Origin of the sequence: Rhodoferax sp. (assembly GCF_028714215.1) — a bacterium.
Lineage (GTDB): Bacteria > Pseudomonadota > Gammaproteobacteria > Burkholderiales > Burkholderiaceae_C > Rhodoferax.
Genome location: NZ_JAQTMS010000021.1, coordinates 54480 through 78207, shown reverse-complemented (window position 1 = coordinate 78207; position 23728 = coordinate 54480). Strand labels below are relative to the sequence as shown.

At 61.6% G+C, this 23728-nt stretch carries 31 protein-coding genes and 1 pseudogene; 22 read left to right on the top strand and 10 right to left on the bottom strand.

Annotation, left to right across the window (positions count from 1 at the left end; genetic code table 11):
* The 13 genes and pseudogenes from tuf to PHS32_RS11495 form a co-directional block, all read left to right on the top strand.
* A pseudogene (gene tuf / locus PHS32_RS11555) lies at positions 1 to 158 on the top strand (elongation factor Tu); the annotation flags it as partial.
* A gap of 72 nt (positions 159 to 230) precedes the next feature.
* Positions 231 to 545, top strand: a complete 315-nt coding sequence (rpsJ, locus tag PHS32_RS11550) for a 30S ribosomal protein S10 (protein ID WP_028250951.1) — start codon at positions 231 to 233, stop codon at positions 543 to 545.
* Between the two features lie 199 nt (positions 546 to 744).
* Positions 745 to 1431, top strand: a complete 687-nt coding sequence (rplC, locus tag PHS32_RS11545) for a 50S ribosomal protein L3 (RefSeq protein WP_301079114.1) — start codon at positions 745 to 747, stop codon at positions 1429 to 1431.
* The gene (gene rplD / locus PHS32_RS11540; RefSeq protein ID WP_301079113.1) at positions 1431 to 2051 is read left to right on the top strand and encodes a 50S ribosomal protein L4; all 621 of its coding nucleotides are present in this window, start codon (positions 1431 to 1433) and stop codon (positions 2049 to 2051) included. The genes rplC and rplD overlap by 1 nt, the downstream gene beginning before the upstream one ends.
* Positions 2048 to 2374, top strand: coding sequence for a 50S ribosomal protein L23 (rplW, locus tag PHS32_RS11535; protein WP_301079112.1), 327 nt, complete (start codon positions 2048 to 2050; stop codon positions 2372 to 2374). The genes rplD and rplW overlap by 4 nt, the downstream gene beginning before the upstream one ends.
* Positions 2375 to 2376: 2 nt before the next feature.
* Positions 2377 to 3201 (top strand): 50S ribosomal protein L2, encoded by an 825-nt coding sequence (gene rplB, locus PHS32_RS11530; protein ID WP_301079111.1) that lies wholly within the window; start codon positions 2377 to 2379, stop codon positions 3199 to 3201.
* 11 nt (positions 3202 to 3212) lie between these two features.
* Positions 3213 to 3491 (top strand): 30S ribosomal protein S19, encoded by a 279-nt coding sequence (rpsS, locus tag PHS32_RS11525; protein ID WP_301079110.1) that lies wholly within the window; start codon positions 3213 to 3215, stop codon positions 3489 to 3491.
* Between the two features lie 10 nt (positions 3492 to 3501).
* A complete protein-coding gene (gene rplV, locus PHS32_RS11520) occupies positions 3502 to 3831 on the top strand; it encodes a 50S ribosomal protein L22 (RefSeq protein WP_301079109.1) in 330 nt (109 codons plus the stop codon).
* 16 nt (positions 3832 to 3847) lie between these two features.
* The gene (rpsC, locus tag PHS32_RS11515) at positions 3848 to 4735 is read left to right on the top strand and encodes a 30S ribosomal protein S3 (RefSeq protein ID WP_301079108.1); all 888 of its coding nucleotides are present in this window, start codon (positions 3848 to 3850) and stop codon (positions 4733 to 4735) included.
* 2 nt (positions 4736 to 4737) lie between these two features.
* Positions 4738 to 5154 carry a 50S ribosomal protein L16 gene (gene rplP / locus PHS32_RS11510; RefSeq protein WP_301079107.1) on the top strand — a complete coding sequence of 139 codons (417 nt, stop codon included), beginning with the start codon at positions 4738 to 4740 and terminating at the stop codon, positions 5152 to 5154.
* Positions 5155 to 5169: 15 nt separating this feature from the next.
* Entirely contained in the window at positions 5170 to 5376 is a 207-nt protein-coding gene (gene rpmC / locus PHS32_RS11505; protein WP_301079106.1) for a 50S ribosomal protein L29, read from the top strand.
* Positions 5377 to 5386: 10 nt separating this feature from the next.
* A complete protein-coding gene (gene rpsQ, locus PHS32_RS11500; protein ID WP_301079105.1) occupies positions 5387 to 5656 on the top strand; it encodes a 30S ribosomal protein S17 in 270 nt (89 codons plus the stop codon).
* 131 nt (positions 5657 to 5787) lie between these two features.
* Entirely contained in the window at positions 5788 to 6294 is a 507-nt protein-coding gene (locus PHS32_RS11495; RefSeq protein ID WP_301079104.1) for a peroxiredoxin, read from the top strand.
* A gap of 32 nt (positions 6295 to 6326) precedes the next feature.
* Here the strand turns inward: PHS32_RS11495 and PHS32_RS11490 are convergent, their stop codons facing one another.
* Both PHS32_RS11490 and PHS32_RS11485 read right to left on the bottom strand, forming a co-directional pair.
* Positions 6327 to 6815 (bottom strand): GNAT family N-acetyltransferase, encoded by a 489-nt coding sequence (locus PHS32_RS11490; RefSeq protein ID WP_301079102.1) that lies wholly within the window; start codon positions 6813 to 6815, stop codon positions 6327 to 6329.
* On the bottom strand, positions 6812 to 7480 hold the full coding sequence (locus tag PHS32_RS11485; protein ID WP_301079101.1) for a cytochrome b/b6 domain-containing protein: 669 nt from the start codon (positions 7478 to 7480) through the stop codon (positions 6812 to 6814). The genes PHS32_RS11490 and PHS32_RS11485 overlap by 4 nt, the downstream gene beginning before the upstream one ends.
* An 84-nt stretch (positions 7481 to 7564) precedes the next feature.
* Here PHS32_RS11485 and PHS32_RS11480 point away from each other — a divergent pair, with 84 nt between their 5' ends.
* Positions 7565 to 9454 carry an ATP-binding cassette domain-containing protein gene (locus tag PHS32_RS11480; RefSeq protein WP_301079100.1) on the top strand — a complete coding sequence of 630 codons (1890 nt, stop codon included), beginning with the start codon at positions 7565 to 7567 and terminating at the stop codon, positions 9452 to 9454.
* 73 nt (positions 9455 to 9527) lie between these two features.
* Here the strand turns inward: PHS32_RS11480 and PHS32_RS11475 are convergent, their stop codons facing one another.
* Positions 9528 to 10970 (bottom strand): PLP-dependent aminotransferase family protein, encoded by a 1443-nt coding sequence (locus PHS32_RS11475; protein WP_301079099.1) that lies wholly within the window; start codon positions 10968 to 10970, stop codon positions 9528 to 9530.
* A gap of 130 nt (positions 10971 to 11100) precedes the next feature.
* On the opposite strand from PHS32_RS11475, the gene PHS32_RS11470 reads away from it, so the two are divergent.
* Genes PHS32_RS11470 through PHS32_RS11440 form a run of 7 tightly spaced genes read left to right on the top strand, consistent with a single transcriptional unit; the run spans position 11101 to position 17297 of the window.
* The gene (locus tag PHS32_RS11470) at positions 11101 to 11748 is read left to right on the top strand and encodes a LysE family translocator (RefSeq protein ID WP_301079098.1); all 648 of its coding nucleotides are present in this window, start codon (positions 11101 to 11103) and stop codon (positions 11746 to 11748) included.
* Between the two features lie 18 nt (positions 11749 to 11766).
* Positions 11767 to 12729, top strand: coding sequence for a DMT family transporter (locus PHS32_RS11465; RefSeq protein ID WP_301079097.1), 963 nt, complete (start codon positions 11767 to 11769; stop codon positions 12727 to 12729).
* On the top strand, positions 12726 to 13943 hold the full coding sequence (locus PHS32_RS11460; RefSeq protein WP_301079095.1) for a PLP-dependent aminotransferase family protein: 1218 nt from the start codon (positions 12726 to 12728) through the stop codon (positions 13941 to 13943). Before PHS32_RS11465 ends, PHS32_RS11460 begins: the two co-directional genes overlap by 4 nt.
* A complete protein-coding gene (locus tag PHS32_RS11455; protein ID WP_301079093.1) occupies positions 13940 to 14944 on the top strand; it encodes a PhzF family phenazine biosynthesis protein in 1005 nt (334 codons plus the stop codon). The genes PHS32_RS11460 and PHS32_RS11455 overlap by 4 nt, the downstream gene beginning before the upstream one ends.
* The gene (locus tag PHS32_RS11450) at positions 14941 to 15588 is read left to right on the top strand and encodes a LysE family translocator (RefSeq protein WP_301079092.1); all 648 of its coding nucleotides are present in this window, start codon (positions 14941 to 14943) and stop codon (positions 15586 to 15588) included. The genes PHS32_RS11455 and PHS32_RS11450 overlap by 4 nt, the downstream gene beginning before the upstream one ends.
* Before the next feature lie 11 nt (positions 15589 to 15599).
* On the top strand, positions 15600 to 16571 hold the full coding sequence (locus tag PHS32_RS11445; protein ID WP_301079091.1) for a threonine dehydratase: 972 nt from the start codon (positions 15600 to 15602) through the stop codon (positions 16569 to 16571).
* Between the two features lie 57 nt (positions 16572 to 16628).
* A complete protein-coding gene (locus PHS32_RS11440; RefSeq protein ID WP_301079090.1) occupies positions 16629 to 17297 on the top strand; it encodes a histidine phosphatase family protein in 669 nt (222 codons plus the stop codon).
* A gap of 16 nt (positions 17298 to 17313) precedes the next feature.
* Here PHS32_RS11440 and PHS32_RS11435 read toward each other — a convergent pair whose 3' ends face one another.
* The 6 genes from PHS32_RS11435 to PHS32_RS11410 form a co-directional block, all read right to left on the bottom strand.
* Positions 17314 to 17805 carry an RcnB family protein gene (locus tag PHS32_RS11435; protein WP_301079089.1) on the bottom strand — a complete coding sequence of 164 codons (492 nt, stop codon included), beginning with the start codon at positions 17803 to 17805 and terminating at the stop codon, positions 17314 to 17316.
* Positions 17806 to 17824: 19 nt separating this feature from the next.
* Positions 17825 to 18997 carry a DUF4382 domain-containing protein gene (locus PHS32_RS11430; protein ID WP_301079088.1) on the bottom strand — a complete coding sequence of 391 codons (1173 nt, stop codon included), beginning with the start codon at positions 18995 to 18997 and terminating at the stop codon, positions 17825 to 17827.
* Between the two features lie 256 nt (positions 18998 to 19253).
* A complete protein-coding gene (locus PHS32_RS11425) occupies positions 19254 to 19790 on the bottom strand; it encodes a flavin reductase family protein (protein ID WP_301079087.1) in 537 nt (178 codons plus the stop codon).
* Positions 19791 to 19920: 130 nt separating this feature from the next.
* On the bottom strand, positions 19921 to 20058 hold the full coding sequence (locus PHS32_RS11420; RefSeq protein WP_301079086.1) for a hypothetical protein: 138 nt from the start codon (positions 20056 to 20058) through the stop codon (positions 19921 to 19923).
* A gap of 174 nt (positions 20059 to 20232) precedes the next feature.
* A complete protein-coding gene (locus tag PHS32_RS11415) occupies positions 20233 to 20895 on the bottom strand; it encodes a nitroreductase (RefSeq protein WP_301079085.1) in 663 nt (220 codons plus the stop codon).
* Positions 20896 to 20905: 10 nt separating this feature from the next.
* On the bottom strand, positions 20906 to 21391 hold the full coding sequence (locus tag PHS32_RS11410; protein WP_301079083.1) for a low molecular weight protein-tyrosine-phosphatase: 486 nt from the start codon (positions 21389 to 21391) through the stop codon (positions 20906 to 20908).
* A 110-nt stretch (positions 21392 to 21501) separates the two neighbouring features.
* Here PHS32_RS11410 and PHS32_RS11405 point away from each other — a divergent pair, with 110 nt between their 5' ends.
* Positions 21502 to 21903: a hypothetical protein gene (locus tag PHS32_RS11405; RefSeq protein WP_301079082.1), complete on the top strand. Its 402-nt coding sequence runs from the start codon at positions 21502 to 21504 to the stop codon at positions 21901 to 21903.
* A gap of 29 nt (positions 21904 to 21932) precedes the next feature.
* Here the strand turns inward: PHS32_RS11405 and PHS32_RS11400 are convergent, their stop codons facing one another.
* Complete coding sequence (locus PHS32_RS11400) at positions 21933 to 23288, bottom strand: DUF5677 domain-containing protein (RefSeq protein ID WP_301079081.1); 1356 nt, start codon at positions 23286 to 23288, stop codon at positions 21933 to 21935.
* Positions 23289 to 23728 lie beyond the last annotated feature (440 nt).

Here is a 23728-nt window from a genome sequence, read left to right as displayed (position 1 = left end):
AGTTGCCGGAAGGCAAAGAGATGGTGATGCCGGGCGACAACGTATCGATCACGGTCAAGCTGATCAACCCGATCGCGATGGAAGAAGGTCTGCGTTTTGCCATCCGTGAAGGTGGCAAGACGGTGGGTGCGGGTGTGGTGGCCAAGATCATAGCCTGATGTTTTGCGGGACAGCGCGCCGCGACGCTAAGCGCGCCGGCGCCGTCCTTAACTGATTAAGAAAGAACTACCATGGCTACCAAACAAAAAATCCGCATTCGCCTGAAGGCCTTCGACTACAAACTCATCGACCAGTCGGCCGCCGAGATTGTGGACACCGCCAAACGCACGGGCGCAATTGTCAAGGGTCCGGTGCCCTTGCCGACACGCATGAAACGCTTCGACATCCTGCGTTCGCCGCACGTCAACAAGACCAGTCGCGACCAGTTTGAAATCCGCACCCATCAGCGCCTGATGGACATCGTGGACCCGACCGATAAAACCGTTGATGCCTTGATGAAGCTCGATTTGCCGGCCGGCGTGGATGTCGAGATCAAGCTGCAATAAGTCAGATGGAGTTTCGGTGCAAGCCGAAACTCCTTGAGAGTTCTGGTGTTGAATGAGCTTGCGTGATAAATAGGTTCGGGATATACTAGACGGCTCTGTTGGCGACGCTGTGCGTTTTCGACGGGGTTTTATTAACAGTCTCTCACACAAAACACTGTAGCCAATTGAAGTTGCAGTGGTGAGAGTTACGGAGAAAACAATGAGTCTGAGCAACTCCCTAGGGTTGCTGGGCCGCAAGGTGGGCATGATGCGCCTATTCACCGATGAGGGGGATGCAATCCCTGTCACGGTGGTGGATGTATCAAACAACCGAGTGACCCAGGTCAAAACCCAAGAGAATGACGGCTATGTCGCCTTGCAAGTGACATTTGGCGCGCGCAAAGCTTCGCGCGTAAACAAGCCGGCAGCCGGTCACCTTGCCAAAGCAGGTGTCGAAGCCGGTGAAATCATTCAAGAATTCCGCCTGACTGCCGATGTGGCAGCCCAGTACAAAGCGGGCGCCACGGTGCCTGTGACGGCGGTCTTTGCCGTTGGTCAAAAAGTTGACGTGCAGGGCACTACCGTTGGCAAGGGCTACGCCGGAACGATCAAGCGTCACCACATGAGTTCGCAGCGGGCGTCGCACGGCAACAGCCGTTCGCACAACGTTCCGGGCTCGATCGGCATGGCACAGGATCCGGGCCGCGTGTTTCCAGGTAAACGCATGACCGGTCACCTGGGCGATGACACTGTGACCACGCAAAACCTCGACGTGATTCGGATCGACGAAGCGCGCCAATTGCTGATGATCAAAGGCGCCATTCCTGGTTCGGCTGGCGGTTTTGTCACCGTTCGCCCGGCCGTCAAAGTCAAGGCAAAAAATGCTGACACGAAAGGAGCGAACTGATGCAGCTCGAACTCCTGAATGACCAAGGTCAGGCCACTTCAAAATTCGAAGCGCCGGAAACCGTGTTTGGTCGTGCTTACAACGAAGACCTGGTACACCAGGTTGTAGTGGCTTTCCAGGCCAATGCCCGTCAAGGCACACGCGCCCAGAAGGACCGCGAACAAGTCCATCACTCGACCAAGAAGCCGTTCAAGCAAAAGGGTACTGGTCGTGCGCGTGCCGGTATGACTTCGTCGCCCCTGTGGCGCGGCGGCGGTCGGATATTCCCGAACATGCCGGATGAGAATTTCGCGCAGAAAATCAACAAGAAGATGTACCGTGCCGGCATGGCGTCCATCTTCTCGCAGTTGGCCCGCGAAGGCCGCTTGGCCGTGGTTGACTCCCTCACCGTGGACTCGCCGAAGACCAAGCCCCTGGCGGCCAAGTTCAAGGCCATGAATCTGGAGTCGGTGCTGGTGATCGCCGATGAGGTCGACGAAAACCTGTACCTGGCTTCCCGCAATCTGGTGAACGTGCTGGTGGTTGAACCGCGTTACGCTGATCCGCTGTCTCTGGTTCACTATCGCAAAGTGCTTGTCACCAAGGCTGCCATGGACAAACTCAAGGAGATGTTCGCATGAGCCACGGTCCAAATACTACCAAGTTTGAAGAAGGTCGCCTGATGCAGGTGCTGGTGGCTCCCATCGTGTCTGAAAAGGCAACGATGATCGGTGAAAAGAGCAATGCCGTGACTTTCAAGGTGCTACAGGATGCCACCAAATATGAAATCAAAGCCGCTGTGGAGTTGATGTTCAAGGTTGAGGTCAAAGGCGTCTCTGTGGTGAACACTAAGGGCAAGACCAAACGTTTTGGCAAGTCGGTGGGCCGTCGCGACAATATCCGCAAGGCTTATGTGACGCTGAAGCCCGGTCAAGAGCTGAACCTTGGCGGGGAGGCTGCGTAATCATGGCTGTTATCAAAATGAAACCAACTTCACCCGGCCGTCGTGGCGTGGTGAAGATCTCGCGTGACCACCTGTACAAGGGTGAGCCCTTTGCAGCGCTGCTGGAGCCTCAGTTCCAGCATGCCGGCCGCAATAACAACGGACATATCACGACGCGGCACAAGGGTGGCGGCCACAAGCACCATTACCGTGTGGTTGACTTCCTGCGCAACAAGGACGGCATCCCGGCCAAAGTCGAGCGCATCGAATACGATCCCAACCGCTCGGCCCATATCGCCTTGGTCTGCTACGCCGATGGCGAGCGTCGCTACATCATCGCGCCGCGCGGCCTTGAGGTTGGCGCGTCAATCATGAGCGGTGCCGAAGCCCCGATTCGGGTTGGCAACACCTTGCCAATCCGCAATATCCCGGTCGGCTCCATCGTGCATTGCGTTGAGTTGCAGGTCGGCAAGGGCGCGCAAACCGTGCGCTCCGCCGGTACCTCGGCAACCCTGCTGGCGCGCGAGGGCACTTACGCTCAAGTGCGCATGCGTTCCGGTGAGGTTCGCAAAATCCACATTGAATGCCGTGCGACCCTGGGTCAGGTGGCCAATGAGGAAAACAGTTTGCGGCGCCTGGGCAAGGCCGGCGTCAAGCGCTGGATGGGTATTCGCCCGACGGTTCGCGGCGTTGTCATGAACCCGGTGGATCACCCCCATGGCGGTGGTGAGGGCAAGACCGGCGAAGGCCGTCATCCAGTCGATCCTTGGGGTAATCTGACCAAGGGTTACCGTACCCGTAACAACAAGCGCACGCAGGTCATGATCGTGTCGCGTCGCAAGAAGTAAGGGGCAGGTAAATGACTCGTTCTCTCAAAAAAGGTCCGTTTGTTGACCATCATCTGGTGGCAAAGGCCGACAAAGCTGTAGCCAGCAAAGACAAAAAGCCGATTAAGACTTGGTCGCGTCGCTCCATGGTCCTGCCCGATTTCATCGGTCTGACCATCGCGGTGCACAACGGCAAGCAGCACGTGCCGGTCTATATCACCGATCAAATGGTTGGCCACAAGTTGGGTGAGTTCGCTCTCACCCGGACTTTCAAGGGCCATCCAGCGGACAAAAAAGTCCAAAAGAAATAAGGAGGTGAACATGGAAACACGTGCAACCCTTCGTGGCGTTCGTTTGTCGGTCGACAAGGGCCGTTTGGTCGCGGATCTGATTCGCGGCAAGAAAGTGGATCAAGCCTTGAACATTTTGCAGTTCACGCAGAAAAAAGCTGCCGTGATCATCAAAAAGGTTCTGGAGTCCGCCATCGCTAACGCTGAACACAATGACGGTGCCGACATCGACGAACTGAAGGTGAAAACCATCTACGTCGAACAAGGTGCCTCGCTCAAGCGCTTCACGGCCCGCGCAAAAGGTCGTGGCAACCAAATCAGAAAACCCACGTGCCATGTGTATGTGACGGTTGGTAACTGAAAGAGGCCAGGAAGATATGGGACAAAAAATCCACCCAACCGGCTTTCGCCTGTCGATCAGCCGCAACTGGGCATCACGCTGGTACGCTAACGACCGCGACTTTGCCGGCATGCTGGCTGAAGACATCAAGGTGCGCGAGTACCTGAAGGCCAAGCTGAAAAACGCTTCCGTGTCGCGCGTTCTGATCGAGCGCCCGGCCAAGAATGCGCGGATCACCATTTTCTCGGCGCGTCCGGGTGTTGTGATCGGTAAAAAGGGCGAGGACATCGAGAACCTGAAGCGTGAACTGTCGCGTCAGTTGAACGTGCCGGTGGCCGTCAACATCGAGGAAGTGCGCAAGCCCGAAATCGATGCCAAGCTGATTGCTGACAGCATTACCCAGCAGCTCGAAAAGCGCATCATGTTCCGTCGGGCCATGAAACGCGCCATGCAAAACGCCATGCGCTTGGGTGCCCTGGGCATCAAGATCATGTCATCGGGCCGTTTGAACGGTATTGAAATCGCGCGTTGCGAGTGGTATCGCGAAGGTCGCGTGCCGCTTCATACACTGCGTGCCGATATCGACTACGGTACTTCCGAAGCCAAAACAACCTACGGCATCATTGGTGTCAAGGTTTGGGTCTACAAGGGTGACACGCTGGGTCGTAACGATCTGCCGGCCGCCGTGGAACCGCGTGCCGATGAAGAGCGGCGCCCGCGTGGCCCGCGTCGCGATGCGCGTCCGGGCTCCGATCGTCCCGCTCCGCGTGGTGCGCGTCGTCCGGCGCTGGCTGGCAACGTCGCGCCGGCAGATGGCAGCGACAAACCCGCTGAGGCCGTTGGCGCCGATGCAAACAAACCCGCCGTTAAGCGCGTCCGCAAGGTAGCCGCGCCAGCTGCAGCAGCTGACGGCAAAGGAGAATAATTATGTTGCAACCCGCTCGTCGCAAATATCGCAAAGAGCAAAAAGGCCGTAACACCGGCATTGCGACCCGAGGCAGCTCGGTCGCGTTCGGTGATTTTGGTCTGAAGTGTGTAGACCGCGGCCGTCTGACGGCCCGGCAAATCGAAGCGGCACGCCGTGCCATTTCCCGTCACGTCAAACGCGGTGGCCGGATCTGGATTCGCGTCTTCCCCGACAAGCCGATTTCCCAGAAACCGGCCGAGGTCCGCATGGGTAACGGCAAAGGCAATCCCGAGTACTACGTGGCCGAGATCCAGCCCGGCAAGATCGTTTTTGAAATCGTCGGCGTGCCGGAAGAACTGGCGCGTGAAGCCTTTCGTCTGGCGGCCGCGAAGCTGCCGTTGCGCACCACTTTTGTGGCCCGCATGATTGGCCAGTAATCAGGAGAACATGATATGAAAACTACTGAACTGCGCCAGAAAGACGTTGCCGCTTTGCAATCGGAAGTCAAAGAGCTGCAAAAAGCCCACTTTGGCCTGCGCATGCAGAAGGCCACGCAACAACTCAACAACACCGCTACGCTGCGCTCCACGCGCCGCGATATTGCTCGCGCCAAGACCATTCTTGTCGAGAAGCAAAGCGCTGAAAAATCCGCCAAATAAGGAGCTATAAATGACGGAAGCTAAAAAATCCCTCAAGCGTACCCTGATTGGCAAGGTGGTCAGTGACAAGCGCGCCAAGACGGTTACCGTATTGATTGAACGCCGGGTCAAGCACGAGCTCTACGGCAAGATCGTTGGTAAATCCAGCAAGTACCACGCGCATGACGAAAAGAGCGAGTACAAAGTGGGTGACATCATTGAAATTGCGGAGAGCAAGCCGATTTCCAAAACCAAGAATTGGGTTGCCACCCGTTTGGTCCAAAAAGCCATCGAGGTTTAAGCCTTTGCGGTCGCCAGACTGCAAGCTTCTCAAAAACGGCTCACAATGTGAGCCGTTTTCATTGGTTCATCAGCTGAGGACGGCGCAATGCCTGTCCTGCAAGTTTCAGTCAACTATTTCAGGAGTAGAAAATGATTAAAGTAGGCGATAGTCTTCCGGCCAGCACCTTGATGGAATATTCCGAGGTCGAAGGTGGCGGCTGCAGTCTGGGTCCCAATCCGGTGGACGTGACCAAGGCCAGCGCAGGCAAGACGATTGCCTTGTTCGCACTGCCAGGGGCCTTCACGCCGACCTGCTCCGCCAAACACGTGCCGGGCTATATCCAGAAATTTTCGGAACTGAAAGCGGCTGGCGTGGACGAGATCTGGTGTGTTAGCGTGAACGACGCCTTTGTCATGGGGGCCTGGGCCCGCGATCAGAAAACCGATGGCAAGGTGCGCATGCTGGCGGATGGCGATGCCGCCTTCGCCAAGGCAACCGGCTTGACGCTCGATCTGACCGGCAAGGGAATGGGCTTGCGCAGCAACCGCTATTCGATGCTGGTGAAGAATGGCAAAGTGGCAACTTTGAACATTGAAGCGCCTGGCAAATTTGAAGTCAGTGACGCTGCCACCCTGCTGGCCCAGGCCAAAGGCTGAAGCCGGCGCCACCCGGCAGCGGGTGGCGTTGTCTACAGTACAACCTTCAGGTAGTGCGCCCCGGCTATCGGGTTGTGATAGTAGGGGGGTATTTCCTTGAAGCCCAGCTCCTGGTAGAGCGCACGCGCGCGCTCCATGTCGTCCAGTGTGTCCAACAGCACGCAGTCGTAGGCGGCCAGACGGGCACAGTCCAGAATCGCTTCCACCAACTGGCGTCCGATGCCGGTACCGCGGAAACCGGGTCGCACGTAGAGTCGCTTCATCTCGCAGGCATTGGGGTGCTCGGCCAGGTCCAGTGGGCGCAGCGCGCAGCAACCAGCGGGCACTTTCCCCACCATGGCCAGCAGCAAGGCGCCGCCTGGTCTGGCATACTTTCCTGGCAGTTGCGCCAACTCTGCTTCAAAGTCCTGGAAACACAAATCGACCTGGAGCGTTTCGGCGTACTCGCGGAAAAGGCGGCGCAAGGTGTCGAACTCCTCGGGCGAGTTGGGCGTGATGAATCGAAGGCTGGGGTTTTTCATGATCCGGTCTGTCCCAGCGTCCATGCCACCAGCGCCGCGCAGCCCAGAAAAATGGCGGCGGCCAGTAGGCGGGAGCGGCCATCGTCGCGCGAACTATCGACTGCAATGGAGATTTGCTTGTCGCCTCGAATCATGGGGGCAACCAGGTCCTCCCCCTTCTTGAAACGATAGAAAAGGATGGCGCCAATGTGCAGCACCAGCAAGCCCAACAGGATCAGCTTGCCAATGTTTGCATGGTAATGAGTGGCGTTGCTGACCCAACTGTTGGGCACAAACTTGACCAGTGGACCCGCGGCGGCGATCTCGTCGTCGCTGATCAGCCCCGAGGCGACCTGCAGCAGAAGAAACCCCAGCAGCGCGAACACCGAAAAAGACCCCAGCGGGTTATGTCCAATGGAATGCTCCGGTGCGCTTTGGCCTTTCAGGTAACGCAGCACGGTCGCCGGCGAATAGAGGAACGAACTGAAGCGAGACCAGTGCCCGCCCAGCAACCCCCAAACCATGCGAAACAGCAGCAGGCTGAGCACTGTGTAGCCGCAGCGGAAATGCCAGACCATGGCGTTGCCGCCGAGCTGTGCCGTCGTGACCAAACCCGTAACGCAAGCGACCAGCGCCCAATGGAAGACCCGGGTTGGCAAGTCCCAGACCCTGACCGTGTTTGACATAGATAGCGACCTCCTCAATTTGCAGCGCGTATTGTGCGTTGATTCTGCACAAGGCAAATCATTGGGCTGGATAATCCTCCCCCTATGGCACTTATTACATTTCTAAACGCCCAACTCGCTTTTGGCCACGTCGCGCTACTCGATCACACCGACTTTGTTCTCGAATCCGGCGAGCGGGTGGGCCTGATCGGCCGCAATGGCAGCGGCAAGTCGTCCCTGCTGAAGATTTTGGCCGGGCTTGAGAAAGCCGATGACGGGACCTTGCAGTTGCAGCAAAACCTGCGTCTGGCCTATGTGGCGCAAGAACCGCTGCTCGATCAGGAAGCGACCGTCTTTGTCGCTGCCAGCGCGGGCCTCGCGGGCCTTACCGGCTTGATCGACCAATACTGCCAAGGTGTCGGCGACCTCGATGCCTTGCAAGGTGCGATCGAGGCGCAGGATGGCTGGAATTGGGAGCAGCGCGTGACCGAGACCCTGCACCGCCTGCACCTGGACGAGAACGCCGTGGTCGGCACACTCTCCGGCGGCACCAAGAAGCGGGTCGCCCTGGCGCAGGCGCTGGTGGCCCAGCCCGACGTGCTGCTGCTGGACGAGCCGACCAACCATCTCGACCTGGACTCCATCGAATGGCTGGAGGATCTGCTGATCGCCTTCAAGGGCAGTGTCGTCACCATCACCCACGACCGGACTTTTCTGGACCGGGTGGCGACCCGCATCGTGGAACTGGACCGCGGTATTTTGCGTTCCTATCCCGGCAATTTTTCCCAATACCTGTTGCTCAAAGAGGAGCAACTGGCGCAGGAAGCGATCATCAGCGCCAAAGCCGACAAACTGCTGGCGCAGGAAGAAATCTGGATCAGAAAAGGCGTCGAGGCGCGCCGTACCCGCAGCCAAAGCCGCATTGTGCGATTGGAAAAACTGCGCGCCAGCCGGGCCGCGCACCGTGAGGCGGTGGGCAAGGTGCGCATGGACGTGGCTTCGGGCGCGCTGAGCGGAAAATTGGTGGCGGAGTTGACGCAGGCCAGCAAGTCCTTCGGCGACAAGGTCGTCATCAAGGACTTTTCGGCTACCGTGGTACGGGGCGACAAAATTGGCCTGATCGGGCCCAATGGCGCCGGCAAGACGACGCTGCTGAAACTCATTTTGGGTGAGTTGCAACCGGACAGCGGCAAGGTTCGCCAAGGCGCCAATCTGCAGGTTGCCTACTTCGATCAGATGCGCAACGCGCTGGACCTGGATGCCGCGCTGGTGGACTTCATCAGTCCCGGCAGCGAATGGATAGAGATCGGCAACCAGCGCAAACACGTCAAAAGCTACCTGGCCGACTTTCTGTTTTCCCCGGCCCGCGCCAACTCGCCGGTGCGTTCCCTGTCGGGCGGCGAGCGCAACCGCCTGCTGCTGGCGCGTCTGTTTGCCCGTCCCGCCAATGTGCTGGTGCTGGATGAGCCGACCAACGACCTGGACATCGAGACCCTGGAATTGCTGGAAGAGCTGCTGCAAAACTATGAAGGGACGGTGTTCCTGGTCAGCCATGACCGGACCTTTCTCGACAACGTGGTGACCAGCACCATTGCCTTCGAGGGAGACGGCTTGTGGCGCGAATACGAAGGCGGCGTGCAGGACTGGCTGATTCAATCGAAACGCAGCCGCGAGAGCCAAAATGCCGGCAATTCAATGGCTCTCAACGCCATCAAGGCAACAGCCAAGGCCGCCAGCGACAGCAAGCCGGCCGCCGCCAAGGCAGCGCCACCGAGCAAGAAGCGCAGCAACAAGGAACAGCGCGAACTCGACAGCCTGCCCGCCAGGATAGAGGAGCTGGAGCGGGAGCAAGCGGCCCTCAGAGCCGAGCTGGCCGATGTCAATCTGTACGCCAAGGACCCGAAACGCGCCACTGCCATGTACCAGCGCGACGCCGCCATCGACGAGGAACTGCTGAACGCGCTGGCGCGCTGGGAAGAACTCTCGGCCGACTGACGCTTGCGTTGAAGGCCGGCACCGCGGCTGAGCGGGACGGTCGATGCGAACCGCCTTGCCGGCCGGCAACGGTCTACAACTCGGCGCGAATTTTTGAGAAGACGCGCCAGAACTGGGCCTCTTGTGTCGTTGCGAAATTGATGCGCATCAGGGTGCTGGGCTGGCGGCTGGCATGAAACAGCGCGCCCGGCGCCAGCAGGTAGCCGACGTCGAGCATGCGTTGCGCCAGCGTGTCGGTATCGACACCGGTCTCCACCCAGCCAAACAAGCCGGCCGGCGGTGCCGCAAAACTGCAGTCGTGGGTCAGTGCCAGCTTGACGCTGCGCGCGCGCGCCAGGTCCAGCTGGGTGCGGATGCGCTCGGCATGGCGGCGCAACTGACCCTGGTCGATACACCAGGCCAGCGCTTTTTCCAGCAGGGCCGGTGTCGTCAGGGTCGCCAGCAGCTTGGTGTCCAGCAAGCGCTCGAACAGCGCCGGCGGCGCGGCCATGAAACCGATGCGCCAGCCCGGCGCCAGAATTTTGGCGAAGCCGCCGACGTAAATGGTGCGCTGCAAACCATCCAGCGCACACAGGCGGGTGGCGTGTTCTGGCGCAATATGGCTGTAGGTGTCGTCCTCGACAATATGAAAATTGTGCGCATTGGCCAGTTGCAGCACCCGGTGTGCGCTGCCCGGCGTCAGGCAGTAGCCGGTCGGGTTGTGGAATACGCTGACGCTGACAAACAGCTTGGGGCTGTGCAGTTCGCAATAGCGCGCCATCACCTCCAGATCGGGGCCCTCGGCGCGCCGCGGCACCGGCAGTATGCGCATGCCCAAGGCGTCCAGGCGCGCAAACTCGATGGCCCAGCCGGGCTCCTCCACCATCACGTAGTCGCCGGCGCGCAGCAGGGTGCGGCTGACGATATCCAGTGCGTGGGTGGCGCCGACCGTGGTGATGATCTGCTGCGCCGTGGCGGGCACATTCAAGCCGCCCAGTTTTTGCGCCAGCGACTGGCGCAAGCCGGCGTCGCCGGCGGGCTCGCCGTACTGGAGCGAAAACGCCTGCAATTGCCGGGTGCTGGTGACACGGCGCACGGCCGCGGCCATGAAGGTGGTTTCCAGCCAGTCCGGCGGAAAGGCGCCCATGCCGGGCTGCGGCTTGTCGTTGCTGCCATGGAACATGCCGCGAATCAGTGCCGTCGCATTGACCGGCACGTGCTGCGCCTGAAAGCCGACGGCGGCCCGCCTGGAGCCCGAAGCGTGGCTTGGAACCGGTGTCGGTTGCGCCGTCAATTCGGGTGCCAAGGCCATCTCCCGCACAAAGAAGCCGCGGTTTCGGCGCGCCTGCACCAGCCCCTGCGCCAGCAATTGGTCGTAGGCCGCCACCACGGTGGACGGGCTCACCCCCTGTTGCTGGGCGCACTGCCGCACCGACGGCAGGCGCGTGCCCGGCGCCAGCAGGCGACTGCGAATACGCTCGGCAAAGCGACCGGCCAGTTGCTCGGTCAGCGAATGCGTCGCCGTTTTCATTAACATGGACTTCCTCTCAACCAGGCTGTGCTGCCAATCTAAGCAGTACAGATTAGAAAATTGTTTGCCGAACTGTACTGCCAGTGTGCTGGTTTCAACTATAAAGTCAAATCCATGAACCGGCAAGCCCCTCTCCATGAACAGCGTTGAACTGACCGCCCTGTTGTTGCTGACGACGGCCGCCAGCTTCACTCCCGGCCCCAACACCACGCTGTCGACGGCATTGGCGGCCAACCTGGGCTTGAAGCGGGCGTTGCGTTTTGTGCTGGCCGTGCCGGTCGGCTGGGGTCTGTTGTTCAGCTTGTGCGCGGGTGGCGTCGGCGCCCTGGTGCTGGCCGTGCCCGTGCTGCGGCTGGGCATCACTTCGGTGGGCGTGGCTTACCTGCTGTGGCTGGCCTGGCGCCTGGCTGGCATCCGGTTCGAGTGGCGCAGCAGAACCTGGTCGCAGGCGCCAACGCATTGGCACAGCGACAACTCGCGCCTGAACGTCACTTTCTGGCAAGGCGTCATGTTGCAGTTCCTCAACATCAAGGCCTGGATGCTGGCGCTGACCGTGGTCGCCGGCTGGCTCGCCGGACGCCCCGACGCGCTGGCGCGCTTTGGCGTCGTGCTGCCGGTGCTGCTGCTGTTCGGCCTGTGCAGCAATCTCAGCTATGCCTTGATCGGCTCCCTGTTGCGCGACTGGCTCAGCGGACCCGACAACTCCGGCGCGCGCTTGCGCTGGTTCAATCGCTGCATGGCCGCCGTGCTGGTGCTGACCGCCGCCTGGATGGCCACCATTTAAACACCCGCAGCGAGCAGCATGACAGCGAACACACACCCTATCCGCAGGGGACTCTGGCTGGGCACCCTGGCGGTCGCCATCTTTGCTCTGACCCTGCCCATGACGCGCCTGGCCGTCGGCACGCCGGAGGCGCCGCAGTTGTCGGGCATTTTCATTGCGCTGGGGCGGGCCGTGATTGCGGCTCTGCTGTCGGCCGCTTTTCTGCTGGTCACGCGCGCTCCCTGGCCGCGCCGCGCCGATTGGCTGCCCTTGGGCGCGGTGGCGCTGGGGGTGGTGTTCGGTTTTCCGCTATGCACCTCGATTGCCATGCGCCATGTCGAGGCGGTGCACGCCAGCGTGATTGTGGGTGTGTTGCCGCTGGCGACGGCGGCGGTGGGTGCCTGGCTGCACGGCCAGCGTCCGTCCAACGGCTTTTGGCTTTGCGCCGGTTTGGGGACCGCACTGGTGGTGGCGTTTGCGATTCTGCGCTCCGGGCGCGATGGGTTGACGCTGGCCCCGGCCGATGCCTTGCTGCTGCTGGCGATGGCCTGTGCCGCCATCGGTTATGGCGTCGGAGCACAGCTCTCGCAACGCATGCGGCCCGAATTCGTGATCTGCTGGGCACTGGTCCTGTCGCTGCCGATCAACCTGCCGCTGGCACTGCTGGAATGGCCCCAGGCAGCCATCAAAACGCAAGCCTGGGGCGCTTTTGCCTATGTCGGCGTGTTCTCCATGTGGCTGGGCTTTTTTGCCTGGTACCGCGGCCTGGCGCTGGGCGGCACGGTGCGCGTGAGCCAGGTGCAATTGTTGCAACCCTTTTTAGGCATGCTGTTCGCCGTGCCCTTGCTGGGCGAATCGCTGGATGCGGTTACGCTGGGCTTCGGCCTGGCCGTCATCGCCGTGGTGTTTGTCGGCCGGAAGATGCCGGTGCACACCCCGGCGCCAGTGCGCTCACTGGCGCAACCCTCTTTGTTGTTGAATACCCCGGAGACTGAAACATGACACCCACCGACACTCAAAAAACAAGCCCCTGGACGCTGGCGCGGCGCGCCGCCAAGATGAACCCCTCGGTGATCCGCGAGATCCTCAAGGTCACCGAGCGGCCCGGCATCATCAGCTTTGCCGGTGGCCTGCCTTCGCCCAAGACCTTTCCGGTGGCCGAGTTCGCCGCCGCCTGCGCCAAGGTCTTGCGCGATGACGCACCGGCGGCGCTGCAATACGCCGCCAGCGAAGGCTTTGGCCCCTTGCGCGAAATGGTTGCCGCCAGACTGCCCTGGCAGGTCGAGCCGGCGCAGATCCTGATCACCACCGGTTCGCAGCAGGGGCTGGATCTGGTGGCCAAGGTATTGGTCGATGCCGGCAGCAAACTGCTGGTGGAGTCGCCCACCTACCTGGGAGCCGTCATGGCCTTCACGCCGATGGAGCCCGAGGTCGTCGGCGTGAACAACGATGAGGAAGGCATAGACATCGCCGACCTGCGCGCCAAGGCCGCCGGTGCGCGCTTTCTGTATGCCCTGCCCAACTTCCAGAACCCGACCGGCCGCACCATGTCGGAGGCCAGCCGCGCCGCACTGAGCGCCGAGGCCGCACGACTCGGTTTGCCCCTGATCGAGGACAACCCCTACGGCGACCTGTGGTTCGACAGCGCCCCGCCGCCGCCGTTGACGGCGCGCAACCCGGAGGGCTGCATCTACCTGGGATCGTTCTCCAAGGTGCTGGCGCCGGGCCTGCGGCTGGGCTTTGTGGTGGCGCCCAAGCCGGTCTTCCCGAAGCTGCTGCAAGCCAAGCAGGCAGCCGATCTGCACAGCCCCGGCTTCAACCAGCGGCTGATTGCCGAGGTCATGAAAGACGGTTTTCTGGACCGCCATGTGCCCACCATCCGCGCCCTGTACAAAGCGCAGCGCGACGCCATGCTGGAAGCCTTGAAGCGCGAAATGCCGGCTGGCGACCCGGATGCCACGCTGACCTGGAACACGCCGGCCGGCGGCATGTTCCTGTGGGCCCGCCTGCCGCGCGGCATGAGCGCGGTAGACCTGCTGCCTTATGCGGTGGACAAAGGCGTGGCCTTCGTGCCCGGCGCGCCGTTTTATGCCGGCGACGCCGACCCGCGCACCCTGCGTTTGTCTTTCGTCACCTCCAGCGCGGAGGAAATCCGGCGCGGCGTGGCGGCACTGGCGGCGGCCATCCAGAGCTACGGCACCGGGGTGGAGCCATGAGAACACGCCCCTTCAAGCAGGTCGACGTCTTCACGGCCGCGCCCTACCTGGGCAACCCGCTGGCCGTGGTGCTGGACGGCACCGATTTGAGCGACCAGGAGATGCAAGCCTTCGCGCGCTGGACCAATCTGTCGGAAACCACTTTTTTGCTGCCTCCCAGCGACGCCGGTGCCGCTGCTGGAGCCGACTACTGCGTGCGCATCTTCACGCCCGGCGGTGAACTGCCGTTCGCCGGCCACCCGACACTGGGCACATGCCACGCCTGGTTGCAGGCGGGTAGGAAAATTGGGGGGGAGATCCCAGGTCAAGACAACAGCGTTTCAGGAGCCACCAACAGCACTGCGAAAAGGGGCTCCGACCGCCAATCTTTCGTGCAGGAATGCAAGGTCGGCCTGATCCGGATTCGTCGTCAGGGCACCGGCCTGGCCTTTGCCGCACCGCCCCTGCAACGCAGCAATCCCGGCCCGGCCCTGCTGGCCAAGGTGGCAGCGGCACTGGGGCTCAAAGCCAGTCAGATCGTCGCCGCGCAATTGCTGGACAATGGACCGCAATGGTTGGGCCTGCTGCTGGACAGCCCGCAAACCGTGCTGCAACTCGTGCCCAACCACCTGGAGCTCAAGAACCTGGGGCAAAAAGTGGGGGTTGCCAGCGTGCAAGCAGCGGCGCCGGCAGCGGCCTTGATCGCACGATCGAACCGCGAAGCGCGCGCCTTTGGTCCGCGCTCCAGCGAACCTGCCGGCATTGCAGAGTCCGAGGTCGAAGTCGAAGTGCGCGCCTTCGCCGCGCCGATAGGCGTCAACGAAGATCCGGTCACCGGCAGCTTCAACGCCAGCCTGGCCCAGTGGCTGATCGCCGATGGCTTCGCGCCCCGCACCTATGTCGCCGCGCAAGGCAGTTGCCTGGGCCGCGCCGGGCGCGTGCACATTGCGCAAGACGATGCGGGCCAGGTCTGGGTCGGCGGCGACTGCGTGACCTGCATTGACGGCCAGGTGGCACTGTGAGCAGCAGTCTGCTGACCGCCCAATTGGGCCTGGCCTACGCTACCTATCTGGTCGGCGCGGGCAGCCCGGGTCCAAGCAACATGGCCATCATGGGCATGGCCATGAGCGCCGGGCGCAAACCCGCGCTGTGGCTGACCGCGGGCGTGGTGTCTGGGTCCTTGTTTTGGGGCGCATTGGCCGCACTGGGCGTGTCCCAGGTGTTGGCCACTTTCACCACCGGTTTGATCGTCATGAAGGTGGTGGGCGGACTGTATTTGCTATGGCTGGCCCTCAAGTCCGCCCGCGCCGCGCGGCGACCCGATGCGGTGCACGGCCCCGCTGCGGGGACAAGTGACACCAGCGCCCGCAGCCTCTACCTGCGCGGCGCAAGCATGCACCTCACCAACCCCAAGGCCATCTTGTCGTGGCTGGCCGTCGTCACCCTGGCGCTGCCGCCCGGCGCACCTCGGCCGGTGGCGCTGCTGGTGTTGGCAGGCTGCATGGTGCTGGGGGTACTGATTTTCGGCGGCTATGCGCTGGCGTTTTCCACCGCCACTGCGCGCAGGCTGTACACCGCCGCACGCCGCTGGCTGGAAAGCCTGCTGGCCGCAGTCTTTGGCTACGCGGGCTGCAAGCTGCTGCACTCTGCCACCCAATCACATTGACTGGAACCTCGATGTCCGCAAACCCACTGCTCCCCGCTCTGTCAGAAATCGAGGCCGCCGCCCAGGTGGTGTACCGCGAATTCCAGGCTACGCCGCAATACCGCTGGGCGCTTTTGAGCCAGCGCCTGGGCACCGACTGCTGGGTCAAGCACGAGAACCACACACCGGTCGGCGCCTTCAAAATCCGCGGCGGCCTGACCTATTTCCACCAGCTCAGTCAGCACGGCGCCTTGCCCCAAAGAGTCATCAGCGCTACCCGTGGCAACCATGGCCAGAGCATCGGTTGGGCAGCGCGTGCTTATGGGGTCCAGTGCAGCATCGTGGTGCCGCTGGGCAACTCGCCGGAAAAGAACGCCGCCATGCGCGCCCTGGGGGTGATCTTGATCGAGCATGGCAGCGATTTCCAGGAAAGCCGCGAGCACGCGATCGGCCTGGCGGCGCAGAGCGGCGCCCACATGGTGCCCAGTTTTCACCCGGATTTGCTGAAAGGCGTCAGCACCTACTGGTGGGAGTTTTTCAAAGCCGTGCCGCAGCTCGACGTGGTGTATGTGCCGATCGGCCAGGGCTCCGGCGCGTGTTCCGCCATCGCCGCCAAACTGGCGCTGGGGCACCAGGCCAAAATCGTCGGCGTCGTCAGCGCCCATGCCACCACCTATGCCGATTCGCTGGCGGCCGGTCGCATCGTGGAGGCCCCGGTCAGCACCGAACTGGCCGACGGCATGGCCTGCCGCGTGGCCGACCAGGCGGCGCTGAGCATCCTGGCGCCGCAGCTGGACCACATCGTCAAGGTGAGCGATGCCGAGGTGGCGCAAGCCATGCGCAGCATTTACACCGATACCCACAACGCGGCCGAGGGCGCCGGTGCCGCCAGCTTCGCTGCCGCCCTGCAGGAGCGCGGCCAGCTCAAGGGCCGCTGCGTGGGCACCGTCATCAGCGGCGCCAATGTGGACGCGGCGGTACTGGCCAAAGTGCTGCAAGCTTGATTGCCAGCGTCGCTCGCGCGACAAGAGGCAAGCTGCTTGCTGGTTTAGATTCGCGGCATGGGAACCCTTTACCTCGTACGCCATGGCCAGGCTTCGTTTGGCGCCGCCGACTACGACCAACTGAGCGCGCTGGGTCAGCGGCAAAGCCTGCGGCTGGGCGAATATTTCCGCCAGAAAGGCCTGCAATTCGATGCCGTGCTGACTGGCACCCTGCGCCGCCACCTGCAAACTTACGCCGCCATCCGGGAGGGCGGCGCCTTCGATCTGGAAGCCTTGCAGTGGCCGGGCCTGAACGAATTCGACAGCGCAGCGGTGATCGCCACGGTGCATCCCTACAAGCTGGAAAAACCCGACACGCCGGAGCTCTACCGCCATCACTTTCGCCTGCTGCGCGACGGCTTGACGCAGTGGATGAACGGCGTCGTCAGCCCCAAGGGCATGCCCAGTTATCTTGAATTCCAGTTGGGTGTCATCAGCGCGCTGGACCACATCCGCAAGAACTGCGAGGGCAACGTGCTGCTGGTCTCCAGCGGCGGGCCGATTGCCACCGCCATCGGCCACGTGCTGGGCACCACGCCCGAGACCACCATCGAGCTCAATATGCGTATCCGCAACAGCGCCATCACCGAGTTCGCCTTCAGTCCCAAGCGCCACACCCTGGTGACCTTCAACACGCTGCCGCATCTGGAGCATGCGGACCACGCGAGCTGGATCACCCACGCCTGAGCGAACGCGGGCTTGGCTACTGGCGGCCCAGGTCCTGGATCGCGTCGATCACCAGGCCGGTGCCGATGGCGATCAGCAAGATGTCGGAGGCCACCCGCACATAGCGGTGTCCGGCCGGCGGCACGCCCAGTTGCACGACGATGGCCGGCGGCAAGCTGTAGTACACGACTTCACGCGGCAATGGCTGGCCCACAACCCACTTGCGGGCTTGCCCCGGCGGCATGCAGCCATTGTTTTTCTTGGCTAGCCCCGGCGGGCAGCGGCCGGCGCGGTACTGCTGGTTGTAGTAGTCCCGCACCACGGCGCGCTGCGCATCGCCGAAGTGCCCGCCAGCCCGCTCCGGCTTGCCCTGCGGGCTTCCGGCCGGGTCCTGTTTTTCCAGCTGCTTTGCCTTGCCGTGCTTGCCAGCGCCGGCCCACTCCGGCTTTTCGGCGCTGGACCAGGTGGCAAACAGACCGGCGATCAGAAGCAGCAGCGCGCCAGCGGATTTAAATCCCGTGATCCTCATTGTTCGGCCTCCTGATGGTTCAAGGGAAAGTGAAATTGCTGGTGATCGTGGCCCCGGAACTCAAGGTCCCCAGCACGGCTGTCTTGGCTGCGAATCCGGTCAGGCTGGCGTTGAGTGTGTACTTGCCGGCCACCGCTGTATCGGCAGCAAACAGCAGCACACCCGGTAGCGCAACATAGGGTGCCACCAGGGGGGCGCCGACAGCCAATGGATAGGTGTAAACGCCCGTGCTGGCGTCGACCAGGCGACCCGCGACTTCAACCGTGGGGCCGCCTGTCAGGGGCTGCAGGGCGCGCACCAGAGTGTCCGCCGGCGCAGTGCCGGTTACGGTCCCGCTGGCGGAAGCCGCCGGGTTGAGCGGCGTGCCGATGGCGTTGACAGGGGTCACGCTTTCCGCGACCACCGTGACGCCGGTGACGACGGCCGTGCTGCGCCCGGGTGCCGTCAGCACCAGGGTGTAGCTGCCGGGAGCCACCGGCTGCAACAAAAACTTACCAATGTCGACGCCGCTACTGTAGGGCGTGGTGGCTTTGACAACCACTCCGTTTTGCTGCAATGACACACTGGTGTTGCCGTTGGCCAGGGCAGTGGCGACGAAGCCGACAACGCCGGAGATGTAGCGCGGAATCACGCTGACCACCGGTTTGAGCAGGTACTGGCCCGAGTTGCCCGCCGTGACAACCGATTTGCAGGCGTCGAAGTCGAGCACGAAATCGGCCATCTTGTTGGCAGCGATGTCGATATCGATATTGGCCTTGACGCCCGATTGCTGGCCGCTGGGCGTCTTCAGTTCAACCTCGCTGCCGCCACTGGGCGTGACCGAGTTGGCCAACGGATTGGCGGCACTGTTATCGGCCAGAACCAGCCTGAGCTGGGTGTATTTGCCGGTCGGCAGCGGGGTCTGGCCGAGTTCCTCCAGCACGCCGTTGGTGAGCGTCAGCAGATCCACGCGCCGGGCCGGGTTCAGCACCACCTCGGACCAGCCGGCGTCCGCGTCGCCGGCGCTGGCGCTCTGGTGCACGCGGACTTTCTGGACCGTGACCTTGACGGCGTCATAACCACAGGCCGGGGCATCGGTCAGCGCCAGACGCAAGGTGCCGCTGTCGGCGGAGCCGCCACCGCCACCGCAGGCTGCCAGACCTGCCACCAGAAGACCTCCCAGAGCCAGATGCAAATGCTTGAGAAACTTCATGGAACACCTCTTTCGTGAAAATAGTTATCGCTGCGGACGACGCACTGGGCGCGCACTCGTCCCGTTTGAACAGCATACCGACGACCCGCTTCGTCCGATGTAAGACGGCGCCGTATTTGCTTGTCGGAATATAGAGCCCGCCCCCCGGCGGACATGAAGAAAAGGGTAACCAAAGGTTTGCCGTCGCGGCCCTTGCGCAAGCCCCTTTCCGGGCCTTCAAGGACCCGGTGTTGCAGCGGCTGGCCACCCCCGGCGGCTACCTCATCTTCGATGGCAGCTTGATGCTGTCGCCGGCCACCATGAAGACGCCGCGTCCCCGGTGATGGAGTGTGCGCGGGTCCTTGCAGGTCGGGTCTATCCAGGCCTTGATCACTTCAAGCACGAAGAAGTTGTAACGGTTCACCAGCCGCGCATCGATGACACGGCATTCCAGGTTGGCGTAGCAGTCGGCGATCAACGGCGCCTCGACCAACTCCGCCGGCATCGTCGTCAGGCCGAAGGTTTTGAATTTGTCCACCCGTCGGCCGGAGCTGTTGCCGCAGCCCACCACCGCCGCCTTCAGTTCCACGCCGGGAATGTTGAGCACGCACTGCCGCGTCGCCTGCAAGGCTTCGAAGCTGAAGCTGCGGCCGCTGACGACGCAGCCCACCAGCGGCGGTTCGAACTCCATCATGGTGTGCCACGACAGCGTCATCACGTTGGCATGACCGTCGTGCGAGGTGGTCAGCAACAACACCGGCCCCGGCTCAAGCAGGCCGTAAACCTTGGGCAGGGGATAAGCGCGTTTGGCCATGATTACCGTTCCGGTGAAGGGTCGGCTGCTGCCCCCAGCCTGACGCAGATTCAAGTCTCAACTGGCTTCCCGAAGGGGTCGCTTCCGGGAGCCGGCAAGAGAGACTTTCGCCTGCTTGCGTCAAAGCGAATCAACGAAAAAAGGATGCCGCAACAATCGTGATCAACAAGCCGCCGGCGATGCCCAAAACGATCCAGGCGGTGGGATCGGTGCTCTTCAGGGTTTGGCTGATTTGCTCAAATTTTCTCGGTAAATGCAGGGTCAACATAGCGAGTCTCCTACTTTAGAGCGGGTAGGCCGGCCGGTTCAGGTTTTACCTCCAGCTCGGCACATCCCAACGCGCACGCTACTCCTTTTCAAACGCGCGTGCAAGCCGCTTTCGACAACAAGCTGCGTGTTGTCAACTCCGGCAAGAGGGCGCGATCCCGGCGCGCCGGGCTGCCTAGCGGTACCACTTCACGATCTCATCCAGGCCCGCTCTTGCACTCTCGTAGCGGTTGATCGGGGCGGCGGGGTCGGGATAGCCCAGTGAAATGCCCAGCACCAGTTTCTTGCTCGGGGGCAGGTCCAGAAAGCTGCGAACGGCAACCGGGTAGTGCGTCACGGACGCCTGCAGGCAGGTGCCCAAACCCAGGCCGTGCGCCGCCAGCGCCAGGGTTTGCGCGAACAAGCCCAGATCGAACGTCGACCAGTCGCCCAGCGTGCTGTCCAGGAAGAGAAAAATAATGCACGGCGCACCGAAGAAGCGGTAGTTCTGCAGCCGCAATTGGTTCCTGCCGTCGGCATCGTCGCGCTCGATTCCAAGCACCCGAAACCGGCGCGCGCTGTGCTCGGCGGCCCTGCCGGCCAAGGCCGGCGGCCATTGGGTGGGCGCCGGTACATCGGCGCTGCTGGGCGTGCCGGCACTGGCCAGGTCGTAGAGGATTTGGCTCAGCGCATCGCGCTTGCGGCCGCTGACCACCGCCACCTCCCAGGGTTGCGTGTTGGTGTAAGAGGGGCTGCGAATGGCCGCTTGCAGAATCGCCCGCAGCGCCTCCTCGGGCACCGGGGTCGACTTGAAGCCGCGGACGCTGCGCCGGCTGCTTAAGCCCTGTAACAATTCCATTGCCGATCCTTCACTGAAGTTGCTCTTGCCGTGACAACTGCTGAAGCAAGCCATCGCAGGCATCCTCCACCAGGTCCAACACCTGCTCGAAGTCCTTGGCGCCGCCGTAATACGGGTCTGGCACCACCGGGCTGTCGAACTGAAGACAGAACTCGGTCAGGCGCCGGACCTTGTGCAGATGGGGCTCCGGGCACTGCTCCCGCACCAGCGCCAGGTTGTCCTGGTCCATCACCAGAATCAGGTCGAACGCTTCGAAATCCGCCGCCTGGATTTGCCGCGCCCGCAGGTCCGACAGGTCGTAGCCGCGCTTGGCCGCATGGGCTTGCGAGCGCTCATCCGGCGGGCTGTCGGGATGGTAGTTGTGGGTGCCGGCGGAATCCACCGCGACCGCGTCAGACCAGCCGCGCAGCCCCACCTTGTGCCGAAACACCCCGTGGGCGGTCGGACTGCGGCAGATATTGCCCATGCAGACAAACAAAACAGAAACCGTGTTCATGCGAGAGAAACCGAGGGGGCTTGATAGTGGCTGCACATTGCGCCATCATAGACAGGGTTGCCCGATCCTGTACATTGAGTCGGGTCTGAAATCAAAACAACGGGTAGTGCATGAGAAAACTGATACTGATGATGGCGTTGATACTGGCCGGCAGCGCGCATGGCGCCGGCGTGTTCGAATGCAAGGTGCTGGACGGCGCCCAGAAGACGCCGGGCAAGGTCAAGGTCCAAGCGGTGACCAATCGCGACGCCAAGATTCTGGATGAAGTGTTTTCCGTGCTGACCCGAACGGCCCAAATCAAGGGCAGCCTGATCTACCAGACCGAGGGACACAAGGTCGAGGTATTGCGCTCCAGCGACCATGAGTTTTCGGTGCTGATTCGGGATGCAGGTGTGGCCCAGGATGACGACATCAGCGTCATCACGCTGGACCGCTTCGAGGGCCAGTGGTCGTTCAAGCACTACAGCAGCTGGCTGGGTCTGCTGACTTCGGGGTCCTGCAAGGAGTCGTGAATGAGTGACGGTGAGGCGCTCCAGCAAAGTTAGCGCCGAAACTTTGGGTGAAGTTTTCTCTTTTGAGCCATAAGAAGCTCCTTGCGCATCAGCATGCGAGCTCGTGGCGAGGATTTGGAGATGCGCTCCAATGAGCGGTCAATTATTGCTCTAACTTCGGTCGCGCAGTTCTGCACCACCAGGTTCATGGCGAGCAAGTCGGCACTCTCTGTGCCGATACACAACTCGGCAATCAACATCGTCAGTGAAGCTAGCGTGTAGCTAGCTGCCACTTCGCACCCATAGGCAGGAGGCATATCGGGACGATGATCTGCAAGTGGCCCTAGGCTAATTCGAGTGAGCGTGGCAAGGGCGCCCCCGTGTACCGCGCCATTTGCCTGTTGGTAGCCTCGCCGCAATGTCTCAAGTCCAACGTGCTCCTCGAGGTCGCGGAAAGTCACCCGTGCGCGACCCAGCTCTATGGCGGCCCAGCCGTAGTCCCCGCCGTAAGCTGCCCCGAATTTCGCAACCAGAGACGCGCATTGCCTGCGGAGCTCGCGCGCGTACCGGTCTCGATGGATGGCCAGAACGCTCGACGTACCACTTGCACGGTCAGCTAGCAGAAGTCGAAGCTCCTCAACCTTGTGGTGCAAGAGGTACATCGCCGCGCATCGATCAGTCCGCAAGGCCAAGAACATTGCGACGACACAGATCTCGTGCAAAGTCCTCCATCGCGCCAGTGCACCGTCGGCGTAGCCCTGGGTGGCAAGCACTACGATTTCCCCAGAGACCTCGTAAACACGTGCAACGAGTCTTTCAAGAGCCACGGCTGTGCTTGGCTGTGAAAAACAACCCTTGCGCGTTTCCTGAGCATTAACGCCCCACTCACAGACAATGTGTCGAAGGAATTCCAAGCGCTGCAATGCGGGCCCCCACAAACGTTCAACAGATTTGACTCTGTTCGCGTGCAATCGAGACAGTTCGTCGGCGTGCTGAACGGAACATTCGGAAAGCTTGTTGCTTATTCCCTTGGCGACTTCTTTTAGCACCGAAGGGACGACTTCGGAGATTGCTAGACTTATCGACTCCGTGGTCTGCTCCATTGACAAGGAAATGTCGTCAAGAATCGCCTGGACATTCACTTGCACCTCAGCTTCTGAAGCCCCGAGGCCGCAGGGCAAGTCAAGATCAAGATTGAGTACCTCGCCTGCTGAACTCAGAATGGCTGCTGAGAGTCTGTCGACCTCATCCGGTGAAAGTTCCAACCTTTGTCTTTCAGCGGATCGATTCACCATTCCGGGCAATAGCTGCTCCTTTGCCGTCGCGGTCTGAATTGCCAATTCAAGGCCGTGTTGTATTGATCCTACTTTTGCCACAATCGACACATTCTCTGATTCCTTCGTCAATCAGTCTTAGCTGGCGCTCTCGTCGTTAGTTCCTCTTCGGTTCCAAAGCCCCGCACCGCTGGAACGGCGCTGCCCGGGACCGAAACCACTCACAAAGAGGGGCGAATGGCAGTGCTTGCGAAGTGTTGTCCAGCTTATATACGACTTCCCGTTTAAAGCCACCGTTAGATTCATTTGACGGTACCAAATTACAAAGCCAAAGATGTGATCTTATGGTTGTTTTTACTGCACTCGGGACATTCAGCCTGCAAGAATGCCGAACTTCCTGAATGACTGCTATAAGCAGTTGAATTCACGGTGGCCTAAGCCCGCTTTGGGTCGGTGGACTAAATTGCTCGCGCGGTAGGGTGCTTTGATGCGGCTTTGGTGTCAAGCGGTAGTCTCACAGAAAGTCAAAGTGACGGCCCAGTACCGCTCGCTCAGCACCAAGGGCAAGCATC

Coding starts and splice junctions, on each gene's coding strand:
- rpsJ (WP_028250951.1), top strand. CDS start 231: ATGGCTACCAAACAAAAAATCCGCATTCGCCTGAAGGCCTTCGACTAC.
- rplC (WP_301079114.1), top strand. CDS start 745: ATGAGTCTGAGCAACTCCCTAGGGTTGCTGGGCCGCAAGGTGGGCATG.
- rplD (WP_301079113.1), top strand. CDS start 1,431: ATGCAGCTCGAACTCCTGAATGACCAAGGTCAGGCCACTTCAAAATTC.
- rplW (WP_301079112.1), top strand. CDS start 2,048: ATGAGCCACGGTCCAAATACTACCAAGTTTGAAGAAGGTCGCCTGATG.
- rplB (WP_301079111.1), top strand. CDS start 2,377: ATGGCTGTTATCAAAATGAAACCAACTTCACCCGGCCGTCGTGGCGTG.
- rpsS (WP_301079110.1), top strand. CDS start 3,213: ATGACTCGTTCTCTCAAAAAAGGTCCGTTTGTTGACCATCATCTGGTG.
- rplV (WP_301079109.1), top strand. CDS start 3,502: ATGGAAACACGTGCAACCCTTCGTGGCGTTCGTTTGTCGGTCGACAAG.
- rpsC (WP_301079108.1), top strand. CDS start 3,848: ATGGGACAAAAAATCCACCCAACCGGCTTTCGCCTGTCGATCAGCCGC.
- rplP (WP_301079107.1), top strand. CDS start 4,738: ATGTTGCAACCCGCTCGTCGCAAATATCGCAAAGAGCAAAAAGGCCGT.
- rpmC (WP_301079106.1), top strand. CDS start 5,170: ATGAAAACTACTGAACTGCGCCAGAAAGACGTTGCCGCTTTGCAATCG.
- rpsQ (WP_301079105.1), top strand. CDS start 5,387: ATGACGGAAGCTAAAAAATCCCTCAAGCGTACCCTGATTGGCAAGGTG.
- PHS32_RS11495 (WP_301079104.1), top strand. CDS start 5,788: ATGATTAAAGTAGGCGATAGTCTTCCGGCCAGCACCTTGATGGAATAT.
- PHS32_RS11490 (WP_301079102.1), bottom strand. CDS start 6,815: ATGAAAAACCCCAGCCTTCGATTCATCACGCCCAACTCGCCCGAGGAG.
- PHS32_RS11485 (WP_301079101.1), bottom strand. CDS start 7,480: ATGTCAAACACGGTCAGGGTCTGGGACTTGCCAACCCGGGTCTTCCAT.
- PHS32_RS11480 (WP_301079100.1), top strand. CDS start 7,565: ATGGCACTTATTACATTTCTAAACGCCCAACTCGCTTTTGGCCACGTC.
- PHS32_RS11475 (WP_301079099.1), bottom strand. CDS start 10,970: ATGTTAATGAAAACGGCGACGCATTCGCTGACCGAGCAACTGGCCGGT.
- PHS32_RS11470 (WP_301079098.1), top strand. CDS start 11,101: ATGAACAGCGTTGAACTGACCGCCCTGTTGTTGCTGACGACGGCCGCC.
- PHS32_RS11465 (WP_301079097.1), top strand. CDS start 11,767: ATGACAGCGAACACACACCCTATCCGCAGGGGACTCTGGCTGGGCACC.
- PHS32_RS11460 (WP_301079095.1), top strand. CDS start 12,726: ATGACACCCACCGACACTCAAAAAACAAGCCCCTGGACGCTGGCGCGG.
- PHS32_RS11455 (WP_301079093.1), top strand. CDS start 13,940: ATGAGAACACGCCCCTTCAAGCAGGTCGACGTCTTCACGGCCGCGCCC.
- PHS32_RS11445 (WP_301079091.1), top strand. CDS start 15,600: ATGTCCGCAAACCCACTGCTCCCCGCTCTGTCAGAAATCGAGGCCGCC.
- PHS32_RS11440 (WP_301079090.1), top strand. CDS start 16,629: ATGGGAACCCTTTACCTCGTACGCCATGGCCAGGCTTCGTTTGGCGCC.
- PHS32_RS11435 (WP_301079089.1), bottom strand. CDS start 17,805: ATGAGGATCACGGGATTTAAATCCGCTGGCGCGCTGCTGCTTCTGATC.
- PHS32_RS11430 (WP_301079088.1), bottom strand. CDS start 18,997: ATGAAGTTTCTCAAGCATTTGCATCTGGCTCTGGGAGGTCTTCTGGTG.
- PHS32_RS11425 (WP_301079087.1), bottom strand. CDS start 19,790: ATGGCCAAACGCGCTTATCCCCTGCCCAAGGTTTACGGCCTGCTTGAG.
- PHS32_RS11420 (WP_301079086.1), bottom strand. CDS start 20,058: ATGTTGACCCTGCATTTACCGAGAAAATTTGAGCAAATCAGCCAAACC.
- PHS32_RS11415 (WP_301079085.1), bottom strand. CDS start 20,895: ATGGAATTGTTACAGGGCTTAAGCAGCCGGCGCAGCGTCCGCGGCTTC.
- PHS32_RS11410 (WP_301079083.1), bottom strand. CDS start 21,391: ATGAACACGGTTTCTGTTTTGTTTGTCTGCATGGGCAATATCTGCCGC.
- PHS32_RS11405 (WP_301079082.1), top strand. CDS start 21,502: ATGAGAAAACTGATACTGATGATGGCGTTGATACTGGCCGGCAGCGCG.